17 protein-coding genes are annotated in these 19632 nt (G+C 48.6%); 10 read left to right on the top strand and 7 right to left on the bottom strand.

What is annotated here, in order from left to right:
- The first annotated feature begins 312 nt into the window (after nt 1–312).
- The 10 genes from DHAF_RS16515 (at nt 313) to DHAF_RS16470 (ending at nt 9774) form a co-directional block, all read left to right on the top strand.
- Nucleotides 313–1494: an MBL fold metallo-hydrolase gene (locus tag DHAF_RS16515; protein ID WP_015944524.1), complete on the top strand. Its 1182-nt coding sequence runs from the start codon at nt 313–315 to the stop codon at nt 1492–1494.
- A gap of 12 nt (nt 1495–1506) precedes the next feature.
- Nucleotides 1507–4296: an NACHT domain-containing protein gene (locus tag DHAF_RS16510; RefSeq protein ID WP_015944523.1), complete on the top strand. Its 2790-nt coding sequence runs from the start codon at nt 1507–1509 to the stop codon at nt 4294–4296.
- A 13-nt stretch (nt 4297–4309) separates the two neighbouring features.
- The gene (locus tag DHAF_RS16505; protein WP_015944522.1) at nt 4310–4711 is read left to right on the top strand and encodes a hypothetical protein; all 402 of its coding nucleotides are present in this window, start codon (nt 4310–4312) and stop codon (nt 4709–4711) included.
- Nucleotides 4708–5124, top strand: a complete 417-nt coding sequence (locus DHAF_RS16500) for a hypothetical protein (protein WP_015944521.1) — start codon at nt 4708–4710, stop codon at nt 5122–5124. The genes DHAF_RS16505 and DHAF_RS16500 overlap by 4 nt, the downstream gene beginning before the upstream one ends.
- The gene (locus DHAF_RS16495) at nt 5124–6185 is read left to right on the top strand and encodes a radical SAM protein (RefSeq protein WP_015944520.1); all 1062 of its coding nucleotides are present in this window, start codon (nt 5124–5126) and stop codon (nt 6183–6185) included. The genes DHAF_RS16500 and DHAF_RS16495 overlap by 1 nt, the downstream gene beginning before the upstream one ends.
- Complete coding sequence (locus DHAF_RS16490) at nt 6182–7105, top strand: hypothetical protein (RefSeq protein ID WP_015944519.1); 924 nt, start codon at nt 6182–6184, stop codon at nt 7103–7105. Before DHAF_RS16495 ends, DHAF_RS16490 begins: the two co-directional genes overlap by 4 nt.
- Before the next feature lie 237 nt (nt 7106–7342).
- Nucleotides 7343–7921, top strand: a complete 579-nt coding sequence (locus DHAF_RS16485; protein WP_015944518.1) for a HEAT repeat domain-containing protein — start codon at nt 7343–7345, stop codon at nt 7919–7921.
- Between the two features lie 332 nt (nt 7922–8253).
- On the top strand, nt 8254–8502 hold the full coding sequence (locus DHAF_RS16480; protein WP_005812819.1) for a type II toxin-antitoxin system Phd/YefM family antitoxin: 249 nt from the start codon (nt 8254–8256) through the stop codon (nt 8500–8502).
- Between the two features lie 2 nt (nt 8503–8504).
- Nucleotides 8505–8828, top strand: a complete 324-nt coding sequence (locus DHAF_RS16475) for a type II toxin-antitoxin system RelE/ParE family toxin (protein WP_015944517.1) — start codon at nt 8505–8507, stop codon at nt 8826–8828.
- A 160-nt stretch (nt 8829–8988) separates the two neighbouring features.
- On the top strand, nt 8989–9774 hold the full coding sequence (locus DHAF_RS16470) for an immunoglobulin-like domain-containing protein (RefSeq protein WP_015944516.1): 786 nt from the start codon (nt 8989–8991) through the stop codon (nt 9772–9774).
- A 316-nt stretch (nt 9775–10090) separates the two neighbouring features.
- Here the strand turns inward: DHAF_RS16470 and DHAF_RS24770 are convergent, their stop codons facing one another.
- The 7 genes from DHAF_RS24770 to DHAF_RS16430 all read right to left on the bottom strand — a co-directional run bounded on the left by DHAF_RS24770 (nt 10091) and on the right by DHAF_RS16430 (nt 19519).
- On the bottom strand, nt 10091–12211 hold the full coding sequence (locus DHAF_RS24770) for an RCC1 domain-containing protein (RefSeq protein WP_015944515.1): 2121 nt from the start codon (nt 12209–12211) through the stop codon (nt 10091–10093).
- Nucleotides 12212–12459: 248 nt separating this feature from the next.
- Nucleotides 12460–14043, bottom strand: a complete 1584-nt coding sequence (locus DHAF_RS16455) for an ABC transporter permease (RefSeq protein WP_015944514.1) — start codon at nt 14041–14043, stop codon at nt 12460–12462.
- Between the two features lie 2 nt (nt 14044–14045).
- Nucleotides 14046–14819 carry an ABC transporter ATP-binding protein gene (locus DHAF_RS16450; protein ID WP_011460087.1) on the bottom strand — a complete coding sequence of 258 codons (774 nt, stop codon included), beginning with the start codon at nt 14817–14819 and terminating at the stop codon, nt 14046–14048.
- Nucleotides 14801–15427 (bottom strand): TetR/AcrR family transcriptional regulator, encoded by a 627-nt coding sequence (locus DHAF_RS16445; RefSeq protein ID WP_011460086.1) that lies wholly within the window; start codon nt 15425–15427, stop codon nt 14801–14803. The genes DHAF_RS16450 and DHAF_RS16445 overlap by 19 nt, the downstream gene beginning before the upstream one ends.
- A 130-nt stretch (nt 15428–15557) precedes the next feature.
- The gene (locus DHAF_RS16440) at nt 15558–18071 is read right to left on the bottom strand and encodes a phosphoenolpyruvate synthase (protein WP_015944512.1); all 2514 of its coding nucleotides are present in this window, start codon (nt 18069–18071) and stop codon (nt 15558–15560) included.
- Nucleotides 18068–18673, bottom strand: a complete 606-nt coding sequence (locus tag DHAF_RS16435) for a TetR/AcrR family transcriptional regulator (protein WP_242659896.1) — start codon at nt 18671–18673, stop codon at nt 18068–18070. The genes DHAF_RS16440 and DHAF_RS16435 overlap by 4 nt, the downstream gene beginning before the upstream one ends.
- A 156-nt stretch (nt 18674–18829) precedes the next feature.
- Nucleotides 18830–19519, bottom strand: a complete 690-nt coding sequence (locus DHAF_RS16430; protein WP_011460083.1) for a TerC family protein — start codon at nt 19517–19519, stop codon at nt 18830–18832.
- Nucleotides 19520–19632 lie beyond the last annotated feature (113 nt).

Genomic DNA, 19632 nt, shown 5'->3' with positions numbered 1-19632 from the left:
GGGGAGCGCTGGTATGGCGCGGGGCAAATTCGGAATCGATTACGAATTATGAGTGAGGTCTTAACGGTGATGGGGCAGAGCAGCCGGGGTGTTTGCCGAATTTAATCGGTCACAGGCTTGCTAGTGGGTATGAAGGAAGATTAGTCATGCTTCAGATGTTACCAGCTCTATCATGTTAGTCCAAAATATGGCATAATATAAGAAAATTCTTAATTTGTTTGGTATCATATGATGTTATTCAAAAGGTTAAATCGTAGAGGTAAAAATGTTGCATAAATAGCGGCGGTCAGCCGATAGAAGGAAGGAGCTGCTGTGGGCAATTGCATAGTACATTTTCTTCCCGCCAAAGCCGGAGACTGTTTTGTTGTGGAATTCGACAACGGGGAATGTATCCTGGTCGACTGTGGCTATAAGTCCACATACGAATCCGAGCTGAAGCCCTTATTGACTCAATTAAAGCATAAGGGCCGCCGTGTGATACTGATGTTGATTACGCACATAGATCAGGATCATCTAGAAGGAGCGATCGCATTTTTACGTGAGAACGGTCCCGCAAATGCGCCTCATATTATTGAGGTGGAAAATATTTGGTTCAACGGATTTTTTAACACGCTATTTATGCGGGATGAATTCCAGGAGAGAAAACGGGCGGCAATCGGGGAGCTGCAAAAGAAACGGATGAATATGATCTTGGGCCAGTTGTCCATGCAGAGCGATGGCAATGTCGGCCCTATATCAGCAGCACACAGCAGGAGTTTCGAGGAGCTATGCGCTCAGAACGGATATCGGTTAAACGCACAGTTTGCAGACCGAGTCGTTAAAAGAAATGCTGACAACAGGAATCAGCTGGTCGATCATTCCATTCAAATTGGAGAATGCAAACTGATCGTGTTGTCACCAAACGAATCGTCCTTGAACAGGCTTGCCCACAAATTGAATATTGAGATGATCCGGAATTTTGGCATCCACTATGAGCTTTCGGAAGATATGGAATTTGCAGCATTGTTTGAGCGATTAATGGAGTTGCAAATAGAACCGGGCTGTTTGGAGGAATATATTTCGGCTTCAGAGCCGCGGCTTGAGCGCTGGGTTGGTACATCTACACTGGCGCCGATGAACGAGGTAAATAATGCGTCCGTTGTAATCGAAATTGAATATAAGGGTACGAAGCTGTTGTTTAGCGGAGACTCGGATAGCGACAGTTGGGCGGAGTTTTTGACGGATGAGTATGATCTGATTAAGATATCTCATCATGGTACGACCAAACCGAATATAAAGTTGCTGGAGAAAGCAAAGGGGAGAACGCTTCTCATATCGACGGACGGCGGAAAGCAAAACCGGCATCCGGAAAATGACCTGTTGGCTAGAGCTATTCTAGCCGGAAATAAAACCATATGTTTTAACTACGACATTAAACAGAAACAAGAGCTGATGGATATGCAGGAAAAATACGGATATTCAGCGATGTTTGGGTACCGGGAAATCAGATTGTAAAGGGAAATAGGTATGGAGAAATATATAGTCAAGGTACGTTCTTATCTTAGAGAAGAGTGTATTGAATACGGAACCGGGATCATGATCGGGAGAAATCTCGTGCTGACTCCCAGGCATGTGACCTGTGGAGAGCGCCATACGGTGTGGGTCGGTGGCAAAGAAGAAGAGTCCTGCGTCGTAAATGAGAATAATGTGGCAGTAGTGCTGGAGATCGGCAATTCCGATGATAGCTACTGTATAGCTGATATTTTTTCCGATGATGAGGTCTTGGATGAAGAATCCAGATGGTCGGTCAGTGGGTTTATTACATCCCAGCAATGTGAGCATCATGTGCGGGGGACCGGGATCATCATTTCACCGGTAAAGGATGAGGAATGGGATTATCATCTGGCAGCAATTACGGCTGGAATAGCGGACAATTATCAGGGATTGTCCGGCTCTCCCGTATTCTGCGATCACAGAATCGTCGGCATCCTGCAAATGCAGGCGTATAATAGCAGCGGCGCATTGGGCGTACGCATGTCATCGGTGGAGATGTTTCAGGACTTGCTGGCGAAGGAAAACTTCAAGCCTAATGCATATCACATGCTGCTGAAAGAGGCCTGTGTTCAATATACGAGAAGCCAGATTGATAAAAACGTAAAAAGCAAAAAGTATATTGCAGACATATTTGTGGAAGAAGGCGACTATAAAGAAAACCTCCGATATTTTGCAGACCCTATGTTGTTTTTGAAGAAGGCGATCCGTGATGCGAAGATGCTTGATTTTAAAAATGTTAATTTTTATCTTGGAAAGCAAGGTAAACAGGAAATTGATTTTTCCGATCTGACTGAAAACTTTTCAGTGACGGAATTGGAACCATTACATAGTTGCCTGGGGGACCGGGTTTCAGATGGGATTTCCTTGTTGGCGGAATTAGATAAATATTTCTACTCTGATACTTCCAGTCTGGAGGAGAGTTATGATCTCAGACAGAACAGTCTCAATAATTCCGTTAAATACTACTTATCTGACATAAAAGACAATATCGACTTTATAGAAAAGAAATATATTCTGCTAACCAAAGACGCCGGTCAGGGCAAAACCAACTTCGTATGTGACTTCACAGCGAATTTTCTGATGAGAAAAGGCTATTGCGCGTTATATTTTAATGCCTATGATTTCAGGGAAAATCCAATAGCGCTTCTCAAGCAAAAGCTGTCGCTGGACGGGGTGTATTCGTTCTCTTATGGGAATAAAATTCTCCGCCGGGAATGGAATCGTACCAAGAAGCCCCTCGTCGTCATCATCGATGGTTTAAACGAGAATTCGCTGGTGAAGAACTTTGGCCAGTGCATACGGGATTTTCTTGAGGAATGTCAGGCCTACCCATATATCAAAGTGATCATGACCACCCGGAACGAGTTCCTGAAGGAGCGGTTTGAGGTGATCGAGGAAGGAACGTATTCAAGGGCATATAAACATATCGATATGTGGCAGAGGAGCGACGACTTCAAGGGGCGGATCTTCCGAGGGTACCTGAACTTTTTCGGGATCACGATCAGAGAGAATACATTAACAAATCGATTCTATGATGCCTTAACGAGTGATGTGCTGCTGCTGCGATTTTTCTGCGAAGCAAATGAGGGCAAGAAGCAAATCTACGTCTATGATGTTTACAAATATGATGTATTCCGGCAGTATTTGAATCTAAAATCACAGGAATATCAAAAGGATCAGCCGGTCTTAAATCCTCAGGATTCTTTGTATACCTTGCTTGATAAAATTTCGGAATATATGATTCGTAAAAAAACGTTCTTTAATGTCCCCTCCGGAATTTTCAACAAATCTGAGCAAGAGCTGCTCTATCAAATGCTGGATAACGAGGTGATATTCAAGGACGAGCAGATATTGAAAACAGGTATGTTGATGAAAAATACTATAGTGATCAGTTTTACATTTGATGAATTCCGGGACTTCTGTATTACAAACTATATTTTGACCCATCTTGCGGAGCAGGATGCCTTTCTATCGTTCTGGGATCAGATGAATGAAGAAAATCTGACAATCAGGGAAGGCGTTCAAAAATACATTTTCTATTTGGCGCGAACTGAATCGCAGGAGGATTTATTGCCGATCATCGAAGCTCTTCCTGAATACGAAAATCTCTACTGGCTCTATATATGGGGGCTGGAGGATCGTCATTTTACCGCTCATGATAAGGAAGCCTGGAGGATGCAACTTGTGGCGAATGGGCCTCATGCGGAAAAAGTTGTTCATGATCTGCTTGGCAAATATGATTGTGAGTTTTTTGGTAAGATTAATATCCGTTTGCTGTTCGAGGCGCTGGATGTGCTTGCCGAAAAAATAGACTTGTATGATGCTTTTATTAAAAGGATGTTTGGTGTCTACCGTGAGAAGAAAGGTGCTTATAACAATCCTCGGCCAGAGTCTGTATGGCCTTTTAACAGGATGATCCAGCGCATTGCGGAAGACGTAAATGATGATGCTTGGAATGTGCGCCATTCTGAGTGGTATCGACTGAGCATTTATTTACTTGAACTGGAGAACCGGGGCGCGTTGGATTTATGGTGCAAGCTCTATGAAGTGTCACCGGAAGTGGCTGTGCGCATTCTGGAAGAAATGAACCGACACCAAAGCAGCTTGATTTTAGGCAATGTTAAGGAGATTCTGCAACATCTTGAAAAATTCAGGAAAGGTGAGCCATGGGATCAGAGAATAGAACGGCTGGCTCAGGAAAACAGCTTTTGCCGGGATATACCTGGTGGTAGGGAGCTGTTTTCAAAATTGCTGTTCGATTAATCCGGAGGATAACATGCGGATACTTAAATTAGCAGGTGAATATTATTGCATAGCTGACGATAGCTTCGCTTATGCTGAACTTGAAAAAAGGATATCCTCTGCATTACACCTGCAAAAGGGTTCCTTTGCCGAATTCTATACCAAGAGGATCTTTCAGTCTTTTTTTCAATATGCCAGAGACTTGAAAAAGGAATATCTGACCTACTATGGACAGGAATATGATAGCTTTGCCGATTACTTATACAAAAAAGAGCTATTGGATTGGGCCCATATGGAGTTTATAGATTTGAACGAACAGCAAACCTTGTTTAAGCTGAACATAGATCTGTCCAACTATAATACCCGCTCTTTGATCGAATATGAAGATAAGGGTATCGATATCCTGAATCAGGCATTGGAGGAAATTGAATTATGAAGATCAGGCAGGGCTTTGTAACAAACAGTTCCTCTACCTCTTTTATTATTTCCATGAAGGATGACTTAGATAAAGAGGGTTTCATCAAAGGCATCGGGGTCGAAGGACCGTCTCCGATGAGTCGGATTTTTGAAGAACTTTACGAAGCGGTAGAGGAGAACAAACAGGATATTATGAAATACATGAAAGAGTCCCGAACAGCATATGGCAGCGTAGCGGAATTTCTGCAAGAAGAATCTTACGATGAAGAGACAATCCGAATCGTCGAAAAGCTGCTGGCCGAAAACAGAAAGGTGTATTATGGAAAACTTCACTCCGATGGATATTCGGCTGCGGAAGTCTATTTTTGTATGGAAAGCTTTCTGATTTGTGAAGATGACTTGTATTTTAACGGCAAGATCGGTGGCTGGTGATGGGAAGCTGCTTGATTCGGAATTGCAGGGAAAGCGGGTATATTCTGGGCTTTGATCGGGATGAGGGCACGTTTATCCGCTATGGCAAAAACGGCAGCGACCCATTTTCTAATGCAATAGGGCCTGAGCTGCTGGATATCGCAATTACAAATTATTGCGAACGGGAATGTGATTTCTGCTATCGCGCTTCAAACAGACAAGGGAGTTTTATCCATCTGGAAGATTACGAATTTATTATGGAGCAGGCGGAAAAGGCGGGCGTTTTACAGGTTGCCTTAGGCGGGGGAAACCCGAACCAGCATCCTCAATTTGTGCAGATTTTGCAGAAAACCCGCAGTCATAAGATTGTTCCATCCTATACAACAAACGGACAAGGCATGACAGACGAGATCTATGGGGCGACGAAACAATTCTGCGGCGCAATGGCTGTCAGCTGGTATGAACCCTATGCTGATGCACAGGAAGTGATTAAACGGGCCGGCGCATACGGAATTAAGGTAAACATCCATTTTATGCTAAATAAACTAAGCCTCCCCCAGGCGATGGAATTGCTGGAAAAACACGCCGATTTGCTGGAAAGCGTCAATGCCATCGTTTTTCTGAATTATAAACCTGTCCATTCTTCTGACGCCTTGTGCCTGAGGGATGGATACGAAATAAAAGACTTCTTTGAAATGGTGAAGAAGGTCAAGAATTGTAAAATCGGCTTTGACAGCTGTATGATTTCGTTTTTGCCGCTGATGGGAGACGGTCTGCTGAAGGAGACTGTGGATTTTTGTGAGGCGGCAAGGTTTTCTGCTTATATCTCAGAAAATCTGCTCCTGTATCCGTGCTCATTCATGAATGATATCTCCGGGAAGGGAATTGATTTAAGAAGGCATTCGCTGCAGGATGGATGGAGATTCGGGGAAGAATTTATTAAAATGCGGGAGAGATTGAGCAGGCCCGGAGCACAGAGGCATGCCATTTTGGCGTGCCAAACCTGCGAAAACTATGGGATGTGCCATGGTGGCTGCCCGTTTTTTAATATTAATAGGTGCAGGGGGGAGTTAACGCCATGACAGGGGAAGAACTAATGTCGGTATCGGAAACAACTGCAAGGCGAAGGAACTTATTAGTTTCCATTGTACGTGGAATTCTTAAAGAGAAGTATGAAGTGACACGTGAGTTTACAGTGGCGGAGATTGAGACTGTCTTTCATTTTCGGAAAAGGGATATTGCCTATAATTTAGACTTTTTCTTTGAACAAAGAAGTGGAAAGTTTATCCTCAAGACAGAAAAGCTGGATGAAGCTCAAAAAATAATTCGGAATCATCACCAGGCACTCGGACAATTGGAAACTGCCAAGGTCTTATTTATAAAGTCTTTTGGAAGATTTTACGACGACTATGAAACTAGCGAAGGCTTTTCGTTTGATCATGAAAGGCTGCGCCGCATTTTTTCTGACTTACATCCGGTGATTCCGATTCTTCATTGGGGTATGTTGCCAATTCTGTCAAAATGGCTGATGATCAATAGCGGTAGGCTCCCGGAGAATGACATAATCGATTTCTACGATCATTACCATATGCTTACGGCCTTGTTGAAGGAGATAAGAGGGCGGGGAGAGACGATGGAAACCAAGGGAGACGATACGCTAAACAAAGAAATGACCTTCTCCGTATATACGAGAAGGTGGGGGCATCCGAATGTTTATCGAATCGAACGGACGGTCGACGGATGGGAGGTTCGCCATATCGCTATCAATGGTAAGTGCGCTAAGGACGGCGAAGGGGCTCTTATGAGAAATTTACATCATGATAGTATATTTTTTCCGGAAGAGGGAGTGAAATGCGCACTTAGCAATCTGTGGGACGATGCGGAAGACGGGGAGATCGGGCTAGAGGAATTGCAGATAAGGCTCCAACAGGTCGCGGACTGGATCAGCAGTGTGGAAAAGGCGGTTGGAGAAAATCAGCCGGATTGGGTCCAATATTGCTGAACAAGAAAACCCTATGATTCACTGGAACAGATGAATGAATAACAGGTCACTGCGCTAGGAGGAGCTGCGTACCGGCTTGCAAAATTGAAGAAGGATTTCAGTTGCTTACAAATTATAAGCAACTGAGATTGAAAGCCACAGATAGAAAATTGGCCTGTGTGTAGGCGGCCGTTTCAGACCCTGCTGCCAAGAGGACACCAGTAATAAGCAAAGTTAGTTTAAACTGAGGTGGTACATATGTATAAAAATATATTGACTCCAAAATTCTTCAAAGACAATCCGGTAAAGAACCTGACGGCCCAACAATTTGTATATGGTCAGATCGAAATTCCCGAATTGTCTGAAGTCGCAGCTGATGTTGTACGGAAATATGATGAAAGGGCAGACGAAGAAAGAGAAGAAATTCTTCGTGAGAACGATCTTGATATGCTCCTGAAAAGGTTAAAAGGGAAGTGCGAGCCGCTAAATTCTCATCTGGTTCTGCAAAAAGCTATGGAGCAAGAAGAGCTAATCATCCCAAGAATATTGGAGCTGCTTAAAACAAGTCTCAATGATGTGTTCATCGAAAATGCAGTTAAAATACTCGCCAACACCGGTAAAGATTATGCAAAGACGCTGTTGGAAATGTTTGATGAAATAAGGTCCCCATACGCATCATCGCTTGTTTGTATTGCACTTGGGTTTATTGCTGATGAAGATGCGATTCCGGTATTGATGAAAAAATATAACGAATTTAAAAGCCTTTATCCCCAAGAAAATTACGAACAAGGCCCTCTTTTAGGTTTAATCAAGCTGAATGAAAGGTTTTATACTTAAGCAATGGAATATGAAGAGCTTTACTATTGGCGTGAGGCTTTGTCATTTGAAAAGTAATACACAGGGGACTGCCACAGTGACAGTCTCCTGTGTATATTGGGCTGGGATTTTGTGGGGTATTTGTTGGTATGGTGCGGGGCAAATTCGGAATCGATTACGAATTATGAGCCGGGCCTTAACGGGGATGGGGGCAGAGAAGAATGATTATTTGTTCCAATTGAACATACATAAAAGCGGGATGAATTGAGAATTTGCTGCTAAATATAACATTGAATTTTACGAAGTATTTGCATATAATAATTACAACACAAAAAACTGTGGAGGTGTAAAGAATGCCCAATATTAAACCGGTTTCAGACTTGAGAAATTATAACGAAGTTCTTCGTTCCTGCCAGGTTGGGGAGCCTGTTTTTTTGACTAAAAACGGCAGAGGCCGTTACGTGCTTATGGATATACAGGAATATGAAAGGCAACAGGCTGTAGTTAAACTTTTATCAAAGCTTGCTGAAGCGGAGGATATCATTGAAACTGGAAAGGAATGGAGGACCCTTGATGACCTCAAGAAAGCATTGGAGGTCTGAGGGTGAAATACAAAATTAGAATCAATCCTATGGCCATTGCTGATGTGCAGGAAATAAAAACCTACATCGCCGAGGATAATCCAGAAGCAGCTATACAGATGGGAGCTGTCATTTATTCCAAAATAGAGAATTTGGCTGATTTTCCCGAAATGGGAGTCTCGCTTGGTGCAAAGATTAATTTAAAAACGGATTATCGTTTTCTTGTTTGTGGAGCTTATCTGGTATTTTACAAGATCGAGGGAGAATTCGTTTCAGTTTATCGTATATTGAATGGGGCCAGGGATTACCTGACAGTTCTTTTTTCAGAGGAGCCGTCCGAGAACTAAAATCAAGGATTGTTTAGCCGTCACAGGAGTGGCGGCTTATTCGATATAGAGTGTTAGTGACGGTTATTTAGCAATGGAATATGAAGATTTGATTCAGAGAGGGATGGTGGAGCAAGATCAGACCACTAATCAGCGTCTAACAAGTTGAGGTGATTTTAATATGAAAAAGCATTCTTGCTTGTTGTTATGCACAGTGGCCATAGGCTTAATCTTTTTGTCAGGATGCGCAAGTGCCGGCGGCAGCTCAACTGCAGGGACCAATACCATAATCAAAGCTGATTCAGGTCAATCTCCTGAAACAACGGACTGGGAGTCTACCACCCATGAAATCGTCAACAACTTTGAGGGTGTAACCATGGGAGTTAAGGAAGGGACTGTGTCTTTAAGCGGCTTGACGTTAAACTTTACCAATAGTTCAGACAAGCAGTGTATCTACGGTGATTATTTCCTGCTGGAGAAGAGGGTCAACGGAAAATGGTATCAGGTTCCGACCATTATTGATAATTACGCATTTAATGATATTGGTTATGATTTGGCTACCGGGGGGAATGGGGAGTGGAGAGTTGATTGGGGCTGGCTCTATGGGGAGCTGGAGCCTGGTGACTATCGTATCGTGAAGGATATATCGGATTTTCGGGGTACAGGAGATTATGAAAAATACTATTTAACAGCGGAATTTTCAGTTGATGAGCGGACGAAATCAGCTGACTTAGCCCCCATGGTCATGATTAAAGGGAAGCTATATCAAGATACCGGCAAAGAAAGTGATATCAAAGCAAGATGCGGAGTCATGGATGGAGAAGTAACGTCAACAGTAGGGCCTTTTGAAAAACCTACTCAAGATAATCAATCTAATTTTGGCAGTGAGTATGGATACCAGTTTGTTGATGAACGCAGTGTCGATATCTTTATGAATGAAAAATGGCTTAGATTTGAGCTTTTGTAATCTGTGTTGTTGCTGATTCTTGTAATATACTAAAACCAGTATATTGATGGTAAGGATTAGGCGGTGTGAGGCGTGGATTATATGACCGTAAAGGGAGCCGGGGAAAAATGGGGACTTAAAGCTCCATAAGCTGTATATCCTGGGTGGAGAAGGTGCGGTTTCCGATAAGGTGAAAGAAACGATTTACTAGAAATTTTAAGAATCTAATCTTATTGAAAGGGCGTGTCGCCCTGCGTTTACACATAAACGTAGGGCGACACGCCCTTTAGAATGTCATTATTATTTTTATATCCTCAAGGCATAAGGCAGCAAAAACTTAATAGCCGATTCGACTATAAATGCTTTCTATAACAGAATCCGGAACGGCACCTGAACCCCCTAGTACATAGGACTGCTTTATATCCCTGCTGTTCCACCAAAACCATTGTGCTGCTGCTTCCGCACCTGAACTTGAATTAACTAAGATAATAGGACTGTTGCTTCTGGCCGCAAGAACTGAACCGGCAAGTGCATCCGGAAAGTTAGTTCCTGTAGCTAAATAGACGAGATAGGGATCGGTGCCCATACCGTTGGCAATAGCAATAGCTGTTGCATAACGGTCATTTCCTGAGTACCGTGTAGGCAGCGGAAGACTGCTCTCTACTGCAGTCCCCACGACCCCGGTACCACCGACAATGAATGTCTCGTTTATACCAAGGCGCTTTAACGCTTCACCGGCAGCATCAGCTAATACATCTTTTTTGGTTAATAATATCGGCATATGGGCATGGGCCGCTACCGAAGATACCGCCAAAGCATCCGGGAAATTTTCGCCATAAGCTATGACGGCTTTATTTCCTAAAATCAAATGATGATCGTGCATATACTGGGCGATGGCCGCAGCTGTTTCATAGCGATCCTGGCCGCCCACTCGGGTTACCTTGTAATGCTTCTGAAGGTCTTTTTCAATGGAAGATGAGATAGCCCCTTCCTGGCCTAAGATAATGATGTTTTGCGGAGCTAAGCGATCTAATTCATCTTTGGTATCATTTGACAATCTTGCCGAATCCGTTAGTAATATTGGCGCGTTTAATCCATAGGCTAATGGAGTCCCGGCGAGAGCATCCGGAAAATTATCCGCCCTGGCCAGAACGACAGTTGCTGCGCCATAATCCCATCCCTCAATGGAAATAGCAACAGCCGTTTTGAAACGATTGGCCCCGGAAATCCGAAAAAATACAGGTTGGCGATTCGTTCCGGAATAGGGTGCTGTCGGATTCAGGACATGCTCAGTCAAACCATTGCCTGTTTGCCCAAATTGGTTATATCCCCAACTCCAGTTATCAACGCCGTTATCATTGCCGAGAAAGCCGCGGGATACGGTGTGTCCCCATCCTGGAGAGATAAAGGAGGCTTTGATGTTGAGCAGTGTTGGTGAGGATAAGTTCTCAACCGCCGAACTATTAATCTGGTTGGCTGAGTTGTCACCAAATCCATAGGTCGCATTTTGCTGGGCAATAATAAAGCTGGAGTTATATCCGGCCGCAATCCGAAAAGCGGCCTTAATTCCTTGAACCTTGATCGGCACATTGCTATAATCGGAAATTTTGGGGTCTCCCAGTTGCCCCAACGAGTTATCTCCCCATGCATAGACACTTCCATCAGCCCCCAAGGCCAGGCAATGCCTTAACCCGGCTGAGATGGCAGTAATATTGCTTAATGAAGCTATCTTTACAGGTTGATAACCGGACGCTGATCCACCATCGCCAAGTTCACCCCGCTCATTGCTGCCCCAAGCATACACACTGCCATCCATGTGCAAAGCTAAGGCATGGGTACCCCCGGCAGCGATGGCAACAATACTGTCTAAGCCTGGAATCTGTGCCGGGGTATTCCGACTCCCGACAGAGCTGTCACCTAATTGGTTAAACTCATTGCTCCCGAAAGAGTAAACGGTTCCATCATTTTTGAGGGCGAGACTAAAATCGAAACCTGAGGAAATGGCGATAATTTCGCTTAGACCAGGTACCTCCACAGGAATAAGACTATTGATATCAGAGCCAATGCCAAGCTGCCCTTTTTGATTATTTCCCCATGCCCGCACTGTCTGGTCATCAATAAGGGCAAGATTATGAGTACCGCCTGCCGAAATATCCGCAACACGGGAATAGAGATTATTAATGGTGACAGGCAAGGAGCGTGATATAGTTGTACCATCACCAAGTTGTCCATAATCATTGTTGCCTGAAGCTGTCACATCACCACCATGAGAGGTGTCAAACCAAACGGTATGAAGCCCTCCTGCGCTGAAGCCAAATTGCCTCTCCTCCTGATATTTGGGAATGACAGCATTCAAAGGATTCGGATCGGCTGAAACGGGCACATTGGGAAGACTCGAAAACATAACCAGTAAAGCTAAAACAATTGAGATTTTTTTAGAAAAGTATTTGACTTTCACGTTTTCCTCCTGCTTCGCTAGATTACGATAAAAGCGTAAACGAAACATGAACATCCATAAGAATAGAAAAACATAAAAAGACTCTTTTCTCTACCTGTAATTAATTCCAAGCTTATTTGCTTGATTCTATCAAGAACTTCGAAGGAAAAAACGTGAACCTAACATAAAGGCGCTCAACTGCCGGTCCCATAGTAACCGGCAGTTGAGCGGGCATAATCAACGATTGAAGATATTGGAGATGTATACTATCAATGCATGGCGGCATCTCTGCGCTCAAACAAGACGATCCCCAAAACGGCCGACAGCATTGACAGGGCGCATAGCAGCACAAGCACCGACGGCGGCTGGGCGACTTTGAGCGGGGTCACCCAGGAGAAGGGGGAGAGGGCATACACGGCATCGCTCACCGACTGCTGTTCCCAGAGGATCTCCAATAACACAAACAGCACCATGAGTCCATAGCTGAGCCCGGACATCCAATGGGGCAGTACGCCAAACAGCAGCATCGAAATCCCGCCGAAAGCCCAAATCGCCGGTATCTTTCCTGCCATCTCGAAAAACAAGCGGACAAGAGCGCTTTGATCCCCGGTGCCGATCATCGCCCCCAGTCCCGCACAAAGGCCGGAAACCAGAGCGAGAGCAGCGGAGCCGCCGAAGATATACACCAGATGCCCGAAGGCAAAGCGGCTGCGCCGGACAGGCAGGGAGAGCAGCAGTTCACCTTTGGCCGTCTCCTCCCGGCGCAGGATACCCGCCGACATCAGCACGTAGACTGAAATGAGCATGGAAACAATATACAGCATCAGTGACATGAAGGCACGGTCCACGCCGCCCAGGCGCGCGATCAGCTCAGCCAGCGTCTTGGCCGAACTGACTGCGCTTACCATCAGGTAGCTGGCACAGCCCAGAGCGAAGGAGAACACCGCGTAAAAAATCAGCCAGGAGAGGAAGAGTCCCTTTTGGGTACGCCATGCCAAAGCGGGCAGGGAGCAGAAGCCAGGCTTGGCGAAGGCGCGTCCTTCCCGCTGGGGGATAAGCCCCGCTCCCACGTCCCGTTTGTGGGTCATCCACAGGGAGAGGGCCGCCGGCAGGATCATGATGATCAGGGAAATCAGCAGGACGCTGAAGCGCTCCCCGGCAAAGGGCCGGATCAGAAGCGGCCATTCCAGAGGGTTGAGATAGGCGGCGGGATGGTTTCCCCCGCTCACGTTCCAGAGGATATGCAGGGCAAACAGCAGCCCCAAACACCCGAAAGAGGTTCCCCGCGCCGCCGAGGCCCCCACAAAGAACTGGGCGACCAGGCCCGCCATCAGGCCTAACGCGGAGGCGGCGGCCAAAAAGCCAAGACAGTGGGCCAGCGATCCTGTGAAACCAAGCCCCAGAGCCGTCATCCCGAGCAGGGCAAGGAGGGCCGCTGCTGCGTTGATCAGCAGCATGTTCAGCAGCGCTGCCGCCAAGGCCGCAAGACTGCCGGTCACATTGGCCTCAAGCAGCTCCCGCTTGCCCTGCTCCTCGGCCAGCCGGGTGTGCCGCACCACATAGATCATGCTGAAGATCCCGCTTGCCAGAACCAGAAAGACCTTGGTGCGCCAAGTGACAAATCCGGCCACCGAGACGTCCAGCAGCGGGCCGTGTATAGCCACGGTGAGCGGGTCGATCAGCGTGACGCCCATCTCGGCGAGGGCCTCCTGGGTGGGGAAGAGCACCAATGAAGAGAGGGTGTTGATAGCGACCCACAGCCCCGGCAGCAGCAGCCAGGCCAGCGTGAAAACCCGGTTCTGCCGCATAGACAGTGTCATGATGGCCGCCGTACCCTGAAAGTAACGCTTCATGCTCAGCGCCCCCTTTCCTCGTCCTTGCCGTCCTTCCGGTAGTAATTCATGAACAGGGTTTCCAGGGTAGGGGGGTCCTGTTGGCTGATAAGGGCCTTCAGATCCTCCATACTGCCTTGCTCAATCATCCTGCCCGCCCGGATAACGCCGATGGTGTCGCAAACCGCCTCCACCTCCGAGAGAATGTGGCTGGACAGAAACACCGTCTTACCGGCATCCTTGGCCTCGCGGAGGCACTGCTGGAAGACCGTTTTCATCAGCGGGTCCAGACCGGTGGTGGGTTCGTCGAGGATGTGCAGCTCCACATCCGACACAAAGGCGGAGATCAGCAGCACTTTCTGCCGGTTGCCTTTGGAGTAGGTTCTGCACTTCTTTGTCGGGTCCAGATCAAAGTGTTCAATCAGTTCGGCCCGGCGCTTTTTTGTATAGCTTCCCCGCAGCCGGCCCAGAAAGTCGATCACCTCGCCGCCGGTCATGTTGTCCCAGAGCTGTACGTCGCTGGGGACATAGGCCAGCCGCTTATGCAGCTCCACCGCATCCCGCCGGGGATTGCCGTTCAGCAGGCGCACCTCGCCCTCATCCTTGTTCAGGAGCCCCAGCACCATACGGATGGTGGTGGATTTCCCCGCGCCGTTGGGCCCGATGAAACCATAGATTCCCCCTCCGGGTACGGACAGCTCCAAACCGTCCAGGGCCATGGTCCTGCCAAAGCGTTTTTTCAGGCCGCGAATTTCTATGGCAGACATATATTTCCCTCCTATTGTTGATAGAAGCATTTGCGCAGGACATCGAGATACTCGTCAAAGTCCGCGTTAAGCGCTTCCATGTCGATCTCTGCCAGGGGTTGGTCTTGAACCAGCTCCATCGTGCGATATCCGTAGTTTTCCAGCGCCCAGATGATCAGATCCCGGAGCTTGCCCATGGGCACATCCTGGCGGAAGAGGGATTCATCCAAGTTCCCCAGCAAATGGCTGTAACCTGCCTCCGTGATGCGGGAAAGCTTTTGGGCAAGCTCCCCGGCAATCTCGGCGGATTTCTCCTGGGCCAGCTTCTTGACAAATTCAAACAGCGGGGGATAGCGCAGGTAGACGGAGCCCTTGAGCCGCGCCGCTCTGGCGTACCGGGTCAGCAGATCCCCTTCGCAGTGACCGATTTGTTCGTAAAACTCCCGGTTGACCACCTCGTACACATAATCGCAGAGAAAGAAAAACAGCTCCCTTTTGCTGGCAAAATAGTGGAACAGCGCTCCCTTGGAAATGCCGGCCGCCCGGACCATCTCATTGGTGGAGGCGAGGTCGTATCCCTTGGCGGCAAATTCCGCCAGCGCTGCGTTGATGATGGCATCCCGCTTTTCCGCTTTGAGACCGACAAAGTTTTCATGCATAAGGATCACATCCTAATCGAAATTGACCATACTGGTCGGTAATTGCATTGTAGCATAAACCGACCAACATGGTCAATGTTTTAACAGGAATATTTGGTTGCTGTTGGTGCCTGTATCCTTTGCTTCGGATTCAAAGGATTTCCACATAGCCCTCGTCGCCGTTTACGCGAATGCGCTCACCGTCCCGGATGAGTCTGGTTGCGCCGACAACGCCGACCACAGCAGGCAGACCGTATTCCCGGGTGATGACCGCGCCGTGGGTCATCATGCCGCCCACTTCGGTGACCAGCCCTGCGATGGAGACGAACACCGGTGTCCAGCTGGGATCGGTAAAGGAGGTCACCAGAATATCCCCTTTTTCCATGACCGCGTCCTCAATGGACTGGATGACACGGGCCCGGCCTTCGACCACGCCGGAGGACACCCCCAAACCGGGCAGCGCTCCCCTGGGGATATTCTTTTGGTAAGCCATCTCCGGCACCTCGCCGTCCGAAAAAATGACACGTGGAGGGGTGAGATTGGCAAAGTGGCTGTAGTCTCTTTTACGGCGGGCGATATTGGTATAATCCACACGGCCGGTTTGGATGGCCTGCCGCAGCTCTTCCAGGTACAGGTAGAAGATATCGCCGGGCTCCTGGAGGATGCCTTGCTCCACCAGGCGGTTTGCCTCCCGCATAATCGTTCGTTTGTAGACATCGTAACGGCAGATCCAGAAGTACTTGGGATACTCCCGTGTGCCCAAATAATTGCGGAAGAAGGAGATATAGCGGCGCAGCCTTTTGGCTTGGCGGGAACCCAGTTTTTGTTCCGCCAGGGCCACCAGTTCTTCCGTGAGCCTTGTCATCTCCAGGCGGCCCTGTTCAAAGGACGACTTGCCGTGTCCCTTGGGTAAGGTGTGGATGTTGGTGAGCATGGCGCCCACCAGTTCGGCGGGATTTTCCCGGAAGCGGGTCTTGGCGATGTCGATCTCGCCGGTGGCCCGCATGCCGTAGTGCCCCAGGAAACTCTCAAAAGCATCCGCCACCGCGCCGCCGCCGGCCACTTGGCGCAAATCATCCAGGCGAAAAGCTTCGCCGGCTGCTTCGAGATACTTTACCACGGGGGGATGCTCCCGGGCCAGATCTGCGACTTCGCTGAGGGCAAGCCCCATTTCGGAGGTGGGATTGTGCTCCACCGATTTGGAGAGGCGGTTGCTGATGTTCTCTTCACCTGTGAGTGTTTTGCCCATGGCATCGATTTTTCGGATGATAAACTGGGTGGCCAGCACCATCCCAAAGCCGGAGGCGTCGTAAATGATTGCGGAAAGCTGCTTTTGATCCTCCAGAATGGCCTCGATGGCCGCTGTTCCCGCAAGAGGCTCCAGCTGCTCCTCCAGCCGGGCAATGAGGCGTTCCATCCGCTGGATATAGAGATCGATGTCGGCGGGGTCGTTGCGCCGGTAGAGACGGATGCCCTCCCGGACGATGGGCAGCCAGCCGCTGAAAGAGGAGAAGCTGCCGGGACCTTTGGGGATGCCGCGGATATAGTCTTGGCGCGCCAGCACTTGCTCGATGGCTTGGTGAGTGAGCGGGTCGGTGGCGGCCAGCTTGGTGCGGATCATCTTTTTGCCGTAGGCGGTCTTCAGGTCGTGGGTGATATCGATAAACAGCCGCCCGCCCACCTCCACCATCCGGAAAAGGGCGATCAGTTTCATGAAGGACATGCCCAGGGGCAGCATTACATCCGTCATCATCTGCATGTGTCCCGCTGAGACAAAGACGCGTTTGAGACCGTCCCTGCTCTCCGGAAGGGGATACAGGGTAGTGATCGCCCGGGACTGCACGATGAAAAATCCTCCGTTCACCCAGCACCATTCGATGTCCTGGGGCGCGCCGAAGGCAGCCTCGATCCCCTTGCCGATGGCGGCAAATTCCTCCAATTGACTGTCTGAGAGGGGCGGAGGGGTCTTGCTGTCCGCGTTGATTTTTCTGCCTCGCAGCCGCCAGGTGAAGGGTGTTTTGCGCCCGGATACCAGCTCCTCCCCCAGTCCCACCACAGCCTCGATGACACAGGTGAGCCGGTCGGAGGTCATGGGATCGGCGGTAAACAGCACGCCGGAAACCTGGGAGGGTACCATCTCCTGCACCACCACGGCAATGGCCACATCCTCGTGGCGGTAACCGTTTTTGCGGCGGTAGGCCACCGCCCGGTCGTTATACAGGGAGGCGCAACAATCCAGCACAGCGCGGGGGACATCGGCGGCCCTTACGTTCAGGTAGCTGTCCTGCTGCCCCGCAAAGGAGGCGTCGGGCAGATCCTCCGCTGTGGCTGAGGAACGCACGGCAAAGAGGATGTCCGGGGGATAGGAGGCCAGCGCCGTCTCAAGCTCCCGCAAAAATTCCTCCGGAATGGGGATATCCCGGATGGCCTGCCGGATATCGGCCCCTGCCCGGGCAAGTTCCGCCGGGGAGGAGGCCTCCAGGGCTTCCCCCCGGGACCCAACCACACCGGCGCAAAGCTCCCGGAAGGCGTCGGTGGTGACGACAAAGCCGCCGGGCACCTGGATACCGTCCAGGGCGGACAGCCTGTGGAGATTCGCACCCTTGCCGCCGGTCAGGGAGATATCCCCGGCAGCACTGTCACTGAGATTCAACAGCCTCTTCATTGGTACTCCTCCTTGTAAAATGCTTTGCGCATCAGATTAAGGTATTCATCCATTTCCACAAAAATATCCTCCAGCACGAAGTCGTCCTTGTGCTCGGACAGAAGCCCGTCGGTGGTCCAGGAAATAATTTTGGTCACTTTCTCCAGATCGATGCCCTCCCGCAATTTGGATGTGTCAAGCCCCGGCAGAAAGGTTTCCTGCCACGGCGGAAAGCTCTTCACTTTAACCCGGGAAAGTTCCTCTCGCAAGGATTCGTCGGTTTCCCTGCGGACCGAGAGGAGAAAGTCCAACACATAGGGGTATTCGTTGACCACAGCCAGTTTGATCCGCTCCGATTCGCGGATGCGCTCAAACAGGTCTTCCTGCTCGAAGGACTTGACGATGCGGTCATAGACAAGGCCGTAGACAAATTCATAGAGATAGAGGTACAGCTTTTTCTTGTTGCCAAAATAGTGGAAAATCAGGCCCTTGGAGATATCCGCCGCGGCGACGATTTCGTCCATGGTTGTTTTTTTGTAGCCGTTTTTGGCAAAGTGCTCCAGGGCTGCGCGGATGATCCGCTGCTTTTTATCTTCGGGAATATGAATCTCCGGCATCATCATCACCTCATTGACTGTTTTAGTCAATTTCTATTGTAGTGTCATTGACTGATTTAGTCAATAAAAGAATGCAATGTGCTTTATATATTGCCGTAGAAGAAATAATATAAGGAGCATCACCCCTGCTTAGATAAAGCAGTATGCGATGCTCCCCTGATGTTAAGCGGCGTTTTTGGCCGCTTCAAGAACTTTTTTCTTATTGGTCCGATGACCCAGATAGAGAACACCGGCGATGAGAACTGCGCTTAATCCCCATTCGATGAGGGCGCTTTCTCCGATGATATTGACAACAAATTTTTCATGCACAAGCATGGTCACGGCGGTATGGGTAATGACGGCCGAGCCGATAGGGATAATCACCGGGAAACGGTTAATCGCCTTAATGACCAGGGTACTCCCCCAAACCACAATGGGGATACTGATAAGCAAGCCGAAGACAACAAGGATGGGGTGGCCATGGGCGGCACCGGCAACGGCCAGAACATTATCCAGTCCCATAACGGCATCGGCGATGATGATTGTTTTTATAGCACCCCAAAAGCTCGCGGCACTATCGACCTGTTCATCGTGTTTCTCATCGGTCAGGAGCTTATAGGCCATCCAAACCAGGAGAAGGCCGCCGGCAAACATCAGCCCAGGAATTTTTAGCAGGTAGACAGCCACTAAGGTAGCTAAGGTCCGGATTAAGATTGCGCCTCCTGTGCCAAAGAGGATCACTTTCTTCTGCTGTTGTTTGGGCAGATTGCGGGCAGCCATGCCGATGACAATAGCATTATCGCCGCCCAGGACCAAATCCATAATCACGATAGCGAACAATGCTTGAAAAAATTCGGGGCTAAATAACTCCATCTTGTTCTTCCTTTCATTCTTTAAGATAACCCATAATCCTTATTATGTGTTTCAAGAGGTAGTATTATTGCATCAAAAAAGACCTTCACCCCCTTGTGGGCAAAGGTCTTGCT

It is taken from the genome of Desulfitobacterium hafniense DCB-2 (assembly GCF_000021925.1).
GTDB classification, from domain to species: domain Bacteria; phylum Bacillota; class Desulfitobacteriia; order Desulfitobacteriales; family Desulfitobacteriaceae; genus Desulfitobacterium; species Desulfitobacterium hafniense.
Note: the sequence above shows the minus strand (reverse complement) of the source record. Positions and strands in the feature narration are given on the sequence as shown.

What these genes read in the sequence shown, in the direction of transcription:
- DHAF_RS16510 (WP_015944523.1), top strand. Translation starts at nt 1,507, where the DNA reads ATGGAGAAATATATAGTCAAGGTACGTTCTTATCTTAGAGAAGAGTGT.
- DHAF_RS16505 (WP_015944522.1), top strand. Translation starts at nt 4,310, where the DNA reads ATGCGGATACTTAAATTAGCAGGTGAATATTATTGCATAGCTGACGAT.
- DHAF_RS16500 (WP_015944521.1), top strand. Translation starts at nt 4,708, where the DNA reads ATGAAGATCAGGCAGGGCTTTGTAACAAACAGTTCCTCTACCTCTTTT.
- DHAF_RS16495 (WP_015944520.1), top strand. Translation starts at nt 5,124, where the DNA reads ATGGGAAGCTGCTTGATTCGGAATTGCAGGGAAAGCGGGTATATTCTG.
- DHAF_RS16490 (WP_015944519.1), top strand. Translation starts at nt 6,182, where the DNA reads ATGACAGGGGAAGAACTAATGTCGGTATCGGAAACAACTGCAAGGCGA.
- DHAF_RS16485 (WP_015944518.1), top strand. Translation starts at nt 7,343, where the DNA reads ATGTATAAAAATATATTGACTCCAAAATTCTTCAAAGACAATCCGGTA.
- DHAF_RS16480 (WP_005812819.1), top strand. Translation starts at nt 8,254, where the DNA reads ATGCCCAATATTAAACCGGTTTCAGACTTGAGAAATTATAACGAAGTT.
- DHAF_RS16470 (WP_015944516.1), top strand. Translation starts at nt 8,989, where the DNA reads ATGAAAAAGCATTCTTGCTTGTTGTTATGCACAGTGGCCATAGGCTTA.
- DHAF_RS16455 (WP_015944514.1), bottom strand. Translation starts at nt 14,043, where the DNA reads ATGAAGCGTTACTTTCAGGGTACGGCGGCCATCATGACACTGTCTATG.
- DHAF_RS16450 (WP_011460087.1), bottom strand. Translation starts at nt 14,819, where the DNA reads ATGCTTCTATCAACAATAGGAGGGAAATATATGTCTGCCATAGAAATT.
- DHAF_RS16445 (WP_011460086.1), bottom strand. Translation starts at nt 15,427, where the DNA reads ATGCATGAAAACTTTGTCGGTCTCAAAGCGGAAAAGCGGGATGCCATC.
- DHAF_RS16440 (WP_015944512.1), bottom strand. Translation starts at nt 18,071, where the DNA reads ATGAAGAGGCTGTTGAATCTCAGTGACAGTGCTGCCGGGGATATCTCC.
- DHAF_RS16435 (WP_242659896.1), bottom strand. Translation starts at nt 18,673, where the DNA reads ATGATGATGCCGGAGATTCATATTCCCGAAGATAAAAAGCAGCGGATC.
- DHAF_RS16430 (WP_011460083.1), bottom strand. Translation starts at nt 19,519, where the DNA reads ATGGAGTTATTTAGCCCCGAATTTTTTCAAGCATTGTTCGCTATCGTG.